We start from the raw sequence: 9595 nt of genomic DNA on the forward strand, positions 1-9595 counted from the left end.
GGTTCCCTTTCACCGCAAGGACAAACGCCTCAGAGCAGGTCGCGGGGCACCGTGCAGTGCCAGTTGCGGGAGACAATCCGGCGGTCGCCGTCGTAGGCGTCGAGGCGTGCGTCGACGACGAACTCCTCCGGCGTGCACGAAACGCGCGTGCTCGTCTCGCTGCGGGCCGACCAGTCGCCGCGCTCGAAGGTCGCGATCCACTCCGTTTCCGCGACCGGTGAGCAGAAGTCGTCGGCGACCCAGGTGTAGCGCTCGTGCACGTCACGGGTCACGGTGAGGTCGATGTCGTCGTAGCGCACCGCGCCGGAGTTCTTCACGATGTCCAGCGCGGAGTGGTACGCCACCAGGTCCCGCGACACTTCCCAGCGCTGCTCGGGTGGCGTCAGCTGTGTCGTCGCCAGCGGCGGCGTGCCTTCCGGTTCACCGAACGGGTTCGCGGACACCTCGTCGGGCTCCGCGACCGGGCGCACCGGCAACACGAGTGCACTGCGTCCTGTGTGAACGGACAACATGACCGGCTCCGGCGGCGGCCAGGCGAGCGGCCAGTACGAAGTGGACAGTGAGAGCCTGATCCGGTGGCCGGCGGGGAACGCCTGCGCCACTCCGTTGAGCTCGAACTCGACCTCGCACACCTCGCCGGGCTCCAAGGGTCGAGGTTCGTCGTGGCCGGCGCGGTGGGTCAGATTCAGCAATCCGTAGGTCACGCGGGTGGCGCGGCCGTCGGGAGCCACATCGGACAGTCGCGCCGCGACCATCGCCACCGGACGGTCGGCCGAGACCTCGAGCCGCACCCGAGGCGCGCCGAGGATCTCGCAGCGCTCGGTGAGTACGTCGGTGTCGAACACGAGCGAACCGCCGTCTTCCTCACGCTGGTCGTACGGCAGGTCCGGCGGGGCGCTGTAGGAGGCCCACTTCCCCGCGAACTGCCCGACCGACAGCGGCGAGGACACCTCGAGCACTGTTTCCGGCACGGCTTCCCCGGGCCGCGCGATCCGGTGCGGCGCCAGCGCGTGCTCGGACGGCTTGACGTGCGGCGAGGGCCAGTGTGTCTCCCCGACCCACCGGCCGGGCCGGTCCTCGTACGACGTCGAAGGCGGCACGCTTTCCTGCAGCCAGGTCCGCACCATCGGCCCGTCCTGCGCACCGTTGTCGGCGTCCTTGAGCCAGTGGTCCCACCACCGCACGACTTCCTGCAGGTACCCGATCGCCGGTCCCGGCTCGCCCAGGTGCGGGTATTTGTGCGACCACGGCCCGATCAACCCGCGCCGCGGCACGTCGAGGTGGGCCATCAGGCGCGTCACGGCGTTGGAGTACCCGTCGGCCCAGCCGCTGGACGCCAGCACTGGCACCTGCACATCACTGTAGTTCTCCGACACCGAGGCGTGGCGCCAGTAGTCGTCGCGGCGCTGGTGGCGCAGCCACTGCTCAGCCCACGAACCGCAGCCCTCGAGCCGCTCGCGCCACAGGTCCAGCCACCGGTCCCCCACCACGGCCGGGTCCGGCGGCAGCGTCGCGTCGGAGAACATCGTGCCCGATTCGGCGACGTTGTCCGAGAGCAGGCAGCCGCCCATGTAGTGCATGTCGTCGGCGAAGCGGTCGTCGGTGAACGAGGAGATCGCGATGGCCCGCAGGCTCGGCGGCTTGCGTGCGGCGACCTGCAGCGCGGCGAACCCGCCCCACGAAATGCCCATCATCCCCGTGACGCCACTGCACCACGGCTGATCCGCGAGCCACGCCAGCACGTCTTCGGCGTCGCGCTGTTCGGACTCGAGGTATTCGTCGGCCAGCACCCCTTCGGACTCGCCGGTGCCGCGGATGTCCACCCGGACGCACGCATAGCCGTGGCCGGCGAGGTAGGGGTGGTGGATCGAGTCGCGCACCGAGGTGAGATCCCGTTGGCGGTACGGGATGTACTCCAGGATCCCCGGCACCGGCACGGATTCGGACCCGGCGGGCCGCCAGACCCGGGCCGACAGATGGATCCCGTCGGACACGGGGATCCGGACGTTTTCGTCCTCGATGATCTCGTACGGCAGCGATGCGAGAGCGCGAGTACTCATGAGCTCCGCGTACCCGGGGGTGAAGGCCGGGAAACGCGATCACCGGCCGGGCGCGAAGCTCCCCCGCCGGCGCCGCACCGCCACGGTCACGGAGATGGCACTGAAGATCGCCAGCAGCACACCCGCCACGAGGGCGTTGGTCCGCAGCGCATCGCGGTGGCCTTCGCCCGGGTAGCCGAACGCGAACGGCGAGACGATCAGCCAGCACGCGATCACGAAGTTCACCACGCCGAGCAGGCCCAGCCGGCCCGGCATCGCGAAGCGCGCAAACGCCACGACCGCGACGACCACGCCGCACAGGAGTGTGTTCCAGAACCCCGCATCGGCGGCGAGCGTGTCGGCCCACGTGAACACACAGGCGGCGATCACGAGCCAGACGCCGATCAGCAATTCGGCCGCGAGTGTCAGCCGGCTTTCGCGTAATTTCCGATCACCGGGGTCGAGCGTCCTGTTCATCAACCTCACTCCTGCCTCACTCCTGCGCGGAGCCTGGTTTCATCATTTTCCCCTGCTGCGCGGCCTTCGCCTCGTCCGGCAGCATCCGCGACGCGGCGGCGGTCATCTTGTTCTTGGCACCGACAACGACCTTGTCGTCACCGGCCATGAGCGCGGCGAACCCGGCTTCCGCGACCTCAGCCGCACTGTCCTTCGGACCCGCGCCGATCTTCGTGTCCTCCATGTCTGCGCGTTCGAAGAACTCGGTGTCGGTCGGTCCCGGCAGCAGCGCCGTCACCATCACTCCTTTGTCCTTCACCTCCGCGCGCAGGCCTTCGGAAAACGACGTGAGGAACGCCTTCGACGCGGCGTACACCACCTGATACGGCGCCGGCGCAGCCCCCGCGATCGACGACGTGAACAGCACCCGCCCATGACCCCGGTCCACCATGGCCGGCACCAGGCGTTTGGCCAGATGCACCGCCGAGCGCACGTTCAGGTCCACGACGGTCAGCTGGTCATCGAGCCGGGTGTCGCCGGCGAACTCGCCGTTGACGCCGACCCCCGCGTTGACGGCGAGCGCCTCGACCGGACGACCCGTCGCGGCAACACGCTCGACGAGTTCCTCCACACCTTCGGGCCGGGCGAGATCCGTCCGCACCAAGTCGACCGCCGCACCGCAAGACCGCACCTGCCCGGCCGCCCCGGCCAGCTCAGCGTCCTCGGCGGCCAACACGACATCGAAGTCGTGGTGGGCGAACTGCTTGGCCAGTTCAAGCCCGATCCCGCTCGACGCGCCGGTGACGACGGCCAACGGCTTCTCCGCGGTGGTCATGCGTGCTCCTCTCGAGGGTACTGTCCCCACCGCGTACCCGCCGTCGGCCGGGACAACCACGATTTCCGCGCCGATGTTGAGCGGACGGCGGCTTCGGGTAACCGGCGGTCATGGTCAGCACGAAGGCACAGCTCTACATGGCGTACCTGCGCGCCACCGGTCAGAAGCGGTTCTACGACGACGCGAGGACGTTGCACCGCCGGCTGCACCGGCACCAGAAGCCGTCGATGGCGAAGCCGCCGCGCGGGATTCGGCGCCGCTGCGACGTCGAACGACGCGAAGTCGAGGGCTTCGCGTGCTGGACCCTGCGCCCACGCGACGGACGCGTCGACGGGCCGCACGTGCTGCACCTGCACGGCGGCGGGTACGTCGAAGAAATCGAATCGCACCACTGGTGGTTCGCCGCGGAACTCGTCACCCGGCTCGGCTGCGCCGTGACGCTGCCGATCTATCCGCTGGTCCCCCGCCACGACCACACCGACACGCTCCCGATGGTCCAGGCCGCCTACGACCTCGTGGCCGACGATCGCGAGCACCACGTGCTCTCCGGCGACTCCGCCGGTGCCGCGCTCGCCCTGGCCATCGCGCAACGGTTGCGGGACGAGGGACGGGCGCAACCCGACCGGCTCGTGCTGATCTCACCGTGGCTGGACGTCGGGCTGGAGGACCCGATCTCCCTGGTCCTCGACGAGCACGATCCGATGCTCGGCATCACCGGCCTGCGCGAGGCCGGCCGGATGTATGCCGATGGCGCCGACCCCCACGACCCGCGCATCAGCCCGCTCTACGCCGACCTCACCGGGCTGGGTCCGTTCAGCCTGTTCATCGGCACCCGGGACCTCCTGCTGCCCGACGCCCGCCGATTCGCCGCCCAGGCGCGGGACGCGGGGGCCGACGTGGATTTCCACGAGTACCGGGGCATGTTCCACAACTGGGTGATGCAGAACATCCCCGAAGGCCGCGAGACCCTCAACCACCTCGAACGGATCCTCCGGCGCGAGATCCCGGTTCACCGTCTCGGAAACGGCTAGCGACATGGACGGGCGGGGTGCCGATGCGTCGAGGAGAAGATCCTTCTCGGCGGCCCGAGCACCGCCCGGCTCGGGTCCATGCGCGCCCGTGGTGAAACCTCTCTGCGCCGGCAGGGACGTCGTGCCGGGATACGCGGCTCCCCCGGCTGGATGACGGGGAGAACCGCGAAGCCGGGTCACTTGGCCTTGTTCTTCACGCTCTTCGCCTTCCCCTTCGCCGTGCCCTTGGCGTTCTGCAACGGCGCGTAGGTGCCGAAGAGCGCCGGGTCGGGCTTAGGCGCGGTACCGGGACCGCCGAGCGGCTTGGGGTCCATCAGGTATTCGAGGTCCTCACCATCGAAGGACCAGCCGCCCTTGGCGCCGTCGGGACCGTCCGAGAGGCGCCAGATCGTGTTGTTGTGGTGCTGGTCCTCCTCGTCGAACAGGGCGTTGGGAGCGATGTCGCTCTCCAGGCCGTCGGCCTTGAGCTCCTCGATCGCGGCGAGCCACTGCTTCTGGTGCACGGTGTCGCGCGCGAGGTTGAACTGCAGCATGGCCTTCACGCCGGGATCGTCGGTCATGCGGTAAAGCCGCGCCGTCTGCAGACGGCCCTGTGCCTCGGCGGCGGCGTTCGCGCGGAAGTCCGCGAGCAGGACGCACCGCCGATGAGCTCCTGCAACTTGTGCGCGTACACCGGATCCGGCTTCTCGGGCTTGGCCTCGAACTGCAGGAGTTTGGTGTGTCGGAACATGGGAGCGGCCCTTTCGTCCGGGAGGCGTTGTCGCGGCCCGGCTACCCCGCGAATGTCCGGTTAATCACCCGATCACCAGGGTCCCCCACGACTGACGAAATCAAGCGCTATCGCGCAGCCGCACCTTGTCCGGTGTCGTTCGCACACCGCCCGGGCCGAGTCAGCTGGTCAGGATCTGCGGCGACATGATCTTCAGCATCGCGTTGGTCCACTTCATCTGCCGCAACGTCCGCGGGTGGCAGCGGCTCGCGAGCTCGAGCAGCTCCTGGTCCTTGGCCGCCTGCGCGCCCTGGGCGAGCAGTTCCCAGTCGAGCGAGACACCGGCGGCTTTGCGGTGCAGCCGGCGCAGGTCGGCGAGCAGGATCAGCCCCGGTTCGGGCCGCCCCGCGCCCAGCTCGGCGAGAGCGGACCGCAACGGCGCCAGCGGCCCGGACCCCGGGACGTCCTCGTCGAGGTGCAAGCCGAAGTCCCGGCCGTGGCGGGCGAGCTCCCGCACGTGGTCCGCCGACCATTCGGCGAGGTCCCGGGCGACGTAGTGCACTTCGTGCTCCGCCTGGTGCCGATCGGCGGTCTTGCGCAGGTCGCGCGCGAGTGACTTCTCCGCTCGGTGCAGTTCACGCACCGCCAAGGCCAGCTTCATCGTGAGCTCTCCGGAACGAGTTCTTCGTGGACGGTGGCATGAGCTGCCGCCCGCAACGGCACGGGAGGCTCGTCGCCGATCTTGCGCAGCGCCGCCGCGGCGACCTTGAACAGCGGTTGCTTGGACACCGGGTCCCAGTCGGTGTACGTCAGCTCGTTCGCGGCGCGGTCGCCGTCTTTGCCCGCGGCGTGGTCCACATCCCAGTAGCCGTAGTGGAACGGCATGAACAGCACACCGGGTCGGATCCCGCCGAGGCGGACGTGGGCACGCACCGCACCACGTGGCGTCGACACCTCCGCCAGGTCGCCCTCGGTGAGACCGGCCGCCGCGGCGTCCTTTTCGGACACTTCCAGCCACACCTCAGGGGCCGCCGCGTCGAGCTGCGGCGTGCGCCCGGTTTTCGTGCGGGTGTGGAAGTGGTGGATCGTGCGGCCGTTGATCAGAAAGAACGGGTGGTCCGCGTCCGGAGTCTCGTGGGGGGCGAAGTAGCCCGCGGCCTTGAACATCGCCTTGCCGTCGGGGTTCATCGCCCGGTACTCCCCCGGCTCCGCCGGCGCTCCGGTCACGAGGTCGCGGCCGTAGCTTTCGCAGTAGTCCGGATCCGCGAAGAACTTTCCGTCCGAGTAGAGCCGCTCGGTACCGTCGGGGTGCTCGGGAGTGCACGGCCACTGGACGCCGCTGACCTCCCGCAGCTTCCGGTAGCTCAGCCCGCTGTAGTCGCACGGCCGTCCGGCCGAGGCGCGTTTCCACGCCTCGAACGCGGACTCGGCGTCGGTCCAGGGTGGGAACGGCGCGCCGTCGGCGTCGCGCAGGTCCATCCGGCGGGCGTAATCCAGGAAGATGTCCAGGTCGGCCCGCGCCTGCCCCGGCGGCTCGACCGCCTTTTCGGACAGGTGCACGGTACGGTCGGCGTTGGTGAACGTGCCGGTCTTCTCACCCCAGATCGCCGCTGGCAGCACGACGTCCGCGAGCTCGGCGGTCTCGGTGCGGAACGCGTCCTGCACCACCAGGAACAGCCGGTCCTGCGACAGAATCGAGCGGATCCGGTGCAAATCCGGCAACGAGACGGCCGGGTTGGTCGCCGACACCCAGAGGAACCGCAGACTGCCGTTCTCGGCGTAGCGCAGCATCTGCATGAGGTGGGTCGGCGGCCCGTAATGCGGTATCCGGCTCACGTCGACATTCCACAACTTCGCCAGCTCGGCGACGTGCTCGTCATTGGCCCAGTTGCGAAACCCCGTCAGGTCGCCGTCCGCGCCGCATTCGCGGGTGTTCTCGGCGGTGGGCTGGCCGTTCATCTGCAGCACGCCAGCGCCGGGCCGGCCGAGCATCCCGCGCAGCAGGACCAGGTTGTTCACCTGGACAGCGGCCGCCGCGGCCTGGTGCGACTGGTAGAAGCCCTGAAGGACCGTGCACAACAGCCGTTCGGCCGTGCCGAGAAGCTGCGCGGCTTCGCGGACCTGCGCGGCGTCGAGCCCGCAGATGTCCGCCACGCGCTCGGGCGGGTAGTCCGCGACCGTCGCCGCCAGCTCGTCGAAACCCACGGTGTGGCGGTCGACGTAGTCACGGTCCACCCAGCCGTGCTCGATGATTTCGTGGAGCAAGCCGTTCATCAGCGCGACGTTGGTGCCGGGCAGCGGCGCGAGGTGAACCGTCGCCGCGCGCGCGACCGGTGTCTCGCGCGGGTCGACGCACAACAGCTTCGGTGGTTGGCGGCCGGCGAGGCGGTCGAGCATCCTCGACCACAACACCGTCTGGGTCTCGGCCACGTTGTGCCCGAACAACGCGATCACGTCGGCGTGGTCGACGTCGGTGTAGGACGCCGGCTGCCCGTCGCACCCGAAGGTCTCCTTCAACGCCGCAGCTGCGGTCGCCGTACACAGCCGGGTGTTGCCGTCGAGGTGGTTCGTGCCGATGCCCCCGCGCGCGACGGCGGCAAGCGTGTAGTACTCCTCGGCGAAGAGCTGGCCGCTGGTGTAGAAGCCGAGCGCGCCGGGCCCCTGTTCCTCGAGCAGTTCCCTGCTCCGCCGTACTACGAGGTCCATCGCCTCGGCCCAGCTCGCCTCCACGAGCTCGCCGTGGCGGCGCACCAGCGGGGTCGTCAGCCGATCGCGCGCGGAGTTCGCCTGCCATCCGAAGAGGTCCTTGGGATCCAGCCGGCCGTGATTGACGCGGTCGTCCGCACACCCCCGCACCCCGACGATCCGGCCGCCGGCCACGGCGAGGTCGAGCCCGTCGCCGTTGGAGTGCAGCACCGCGGCGCTGCGCACCCACCGCTCGACGTCCTCAGGACCCACCCCCTCCGCGAGATGGCTGTCCACGCGCACCGGCCACGGGTCGCCGGGCCCGTACGGCGTCCTGGCTCCCCACGGGTCCCTGATCCCATCACGCTGCGCCAACGCCCTGCCTCCCTCTCTGCACTTCAGTGCCCGTCGAGTACCTCGCGCGGAGCAGCGCCAAACGCGGTCGCTTGCGTGACGCAACAGTCCCGATCGACATCACTGACCGAACCCGGGACCCTGCCTTCGACGGGAACCCGCGGCGACCCCGAATCAGCGATCGGTTTCCCGCGCGACGATTTCGGAAACCGCGGCTGCACGAGTTCACCGCATCGAGACGAGCCGGCCGTACCCGACCTGATGGCGTCGGTGAACAGCCTTGCACTGAACCGAAGCGATCGGCAAAGAATTGATCATGATCTTTCGCCGGTCGGCGGCCGTGATCGCCGCCATCGCTCTCGTGTGGTTCCCCTACACCCCCGCCTACGCCGCCGGGGCGCCCCGATTGCTGATCAACCAAGACTTTCCTGACCCGGACGTGGTGAAAACCGGCACAGACTACTTCGCGTTCGCCACGAGCACCGGACCCGTCAAGATCCCCGTGGCGACGGCGTCGGCACCTGAGGGCCCCTGGCGGGTCACCGGCGACGCGCTCGTGAACCCGCCGTCTTGGGCGAAAGCGGACGGCGGGTTCTGGGCTCCTGACGTCACCACACTCCCGGACGGCACCTTTGTGCTGTACTTCGCCGCCGCCGTGGCCGCGTCCGGCCAGATGTGCCTCGGGTCGGCCACCGCGAGCAAACCCGACGGGCCCTACCGGCCCGGTGGCGACCCACCCCTCGTCTGCGAATCCGGCGACGGCGGCGACATCGACCCGCAGACCTTCCTCGACTCCGACGGAAGCCGGTACCTGCTCTACAAGAGCAACGGCAAACCCACCGGAGCGCCCGCCGCGATCTGGTCGCAGAAACTCGGCCCGGACGGCCGCACCCTCGTGGGAAACCGCACCGAACTCCTCCGGGCCGACCTGACGGTGGAAAAAGGTGTGGTGGAAGCGCCTTCAGTGGTCAAGACGTCGTCGCGCTATCTGCTCTTCTACTCCGCCGACACCTTCCAGAACACCGGTTACCACACCTGCTACGCTTCCGCCCCGGCGTTGTCCGGTCCGTTCGTGAAAGCCGACGCCCAGTTCCTCTCCACCGACCTCCTCGGCGGCCGCGTGGACGCCCCCGGCGGCGCCGATGTCGTCGACGGCCACATCTACTTCCACGGCTGGCTCGCCGGCGGGCGCACCGCTCGCGGGCTCTACGAACTCCCGATCAGCTTCCCCGGCGACGCACCCGAACTCGGCTGACCGCCCGGCCGCGCGCAGCCCAGCAGTGAGGTGTGAAGCCACGAAAAAGCGGGTAACCGCCAACGTGCAAAAGGTCTTCGGCAGGGTGATCACGGTGGCGATCCTGGTTCCGGTCGCCGCGGGTGGCGCCGCCGAGTCGCCGGACGTGCGCGCTGCCGCTCAGGAGTTCGTGACCGCTGCGGCCAGCGGTTCGCCCGTGGATGCTTGCACCTTGCTCGCTCCGCGCGTGGG

General features: G+C 69.4%; 7 protein-coding genes and 1 pseudogene. 2 read left to right on the forward strand and 6 right to left on the reverse strand.

Annotated elements, in window-relative coordinates:
- Window positions 1-29: 29 nt before the first annotated feature.
- From AB0383_RS43940 to AB0383_RS43950, 3 genes are read right to left on the reverse strand one after another with little or no spacing between them, the layout of a single operon-like run.
- A complete protein-coding gene (locus tag AB0383_RS43940; RefSeq protein WP_366190359.1) occupies window positions 30-2060 on the reverse strand; it encodes a CocE/NonD family hydrolase in 2031 nt (676 codons plus the stop codon).
- Window positions 2061-2099: 39 nt separating this feature from the next.
- A complete protein-coding gene (locus AB0383_RS43945) occupies window positions 2100-2516 on the reverse strand; it encodes an SPW repeat protein (protein WP_366190360.1) in 417 nt (138 codons plus the stop codon).
- 16 nt (window positions 2517-2532) lie between these two features.
- On the reverse strand, window positions 2533-3330 hold the full coding sequence (locus AB0383_RS43950; RefSeq protein ID WP_366190361.1) for an SDR family NAD(P)-dependent oxidoreductase: 798 nt from the start codon (window positions 3328-3330) through the stop codon (window positions 2533-2535).
- Window positions 3331-3440: 110 nt separating this feature from the next.
- Between AB0383_RS43950 and AB0383_RS43955 the strand changes: the two genes are divergently transcribed.
- Window positions 3441-4361: an alpha/beta hydrolase gene (locus AB0383_RS43955; protein WP_366190362.1), complete on the forward strand. Its 921-nt coding sequence runs from the start codon at window positions 3441-3443 to the stop codon at window positions 4359-4361.
- 176 nt (window positions 4362-4537) lie between these two features.
- Here AB0383_RS43955 and AB0383_RS43960 read toward each other — a convergent pair.
- The 3 genes and pseudogenes from AB0383_RS43960 to AB0383_RS43970 form a co-directional block, all read right to left on the reverse strand.
- A pseudogene (locus AB0383_RS43960) lies at window positions 4538-5091 on the reverse strand (manganese catalase family protein).
- 160 nt (window positions 5092-5251) lie between these two features.
- The gene (locus tag AB0383_RS43965; protein WP_366190363.1) at window positions 5252-5731 is read right to left on the reverse strand and encodes a hypothetical protein; all 480 of its coding nucleotides are present in this window, start codon (window positions 5729-5731) and stop codon (window positions 5252-5254) included.
- A complete protein-coding gene (locus AB0383_RS43970) occupies window positions 5728-8130 on the reverse strand; it encodes a molybdopterin-dependent oxidoreductase (protein ID WP_366190364.1) in 2403 nt (800 codons plus the stop codon). The genes AB0383_RS43965 and AB0383_RS43970 overlap by 4 nt, the downstream gene beginning before the upstream one ends.
- Window positions 8131-8425: 295 nt before the next feature.
- Between AB0383_RS43970 and AB0383_RS43975 the strand changes: the two genes are divergently transcribed.
- A complete protein-coding gene (locus tag AB0383_RS43975) occupies window positions 8426-9364 on the forward strand; it encodes a glycoside hydrolase family 43 protein (RefSeq protein ID WP_366190365.1) in 939 nt (312 codons plus the stop codon).
- Window positions 9365-9595 lie beyond the last annotated feature (231 nt).

Origin of the sequence: Amycolatopsis sp. NPDC051373 (genome assembly GCF_040689465.1) — a bacterium.
In the GTDB taxonomy this organism is placed as follows: domain Bacteria; phylum Actinomycetota; class Actinomycetes; order Mycobacteriales; family Pseudonocardiaceae; genus Amycolatopsis.

Coding starts and splice junctions, on each gene's coding strand:
- AB0383_RS43940 (WP_366190359.1), bottom strand. CDS start 2,060: ATGAGTACTCGCGCTCTCGCATCGCTGCCGTACGAGATCATCGAGGAC.
- AB0383_RS43955 (WP_366190362.1), top strand. CDS start 3,441: ATGGTCAGCACGAAGGCACAGCTCTACATGGCGTACCTGCGCGCCACC.
- AB0383_RS43965 (WP_366190363.1), bottom strand. CDS start 5,731: ATGAAGCTGGCCTTGGCGGTGCGTGAACTGCACCGAGCGGAGAAGTCA.
- AB0383_RS43975 (WP_366190365.1), top strand. CDS start 8,426: ATGATCTTTCGCCGGTCGGCGGCCGTGATCGCCGCCATCGCTCTCGTG.
- AB0383_RS43945 (WP_366190360.1), bottom strand. CDS start 2,516: ATGAACAGGACGCTCGACCCCGGTGATCGGAAATTACGCGAAAGCCGG.
- AB0383_RS43950 (WP_366190361.1), bottom strand. CDS start 3,330: ATGACCACCGCGGAGAAGCCGTTGGCCGTCGTCACCGGCGCGTCGAGC.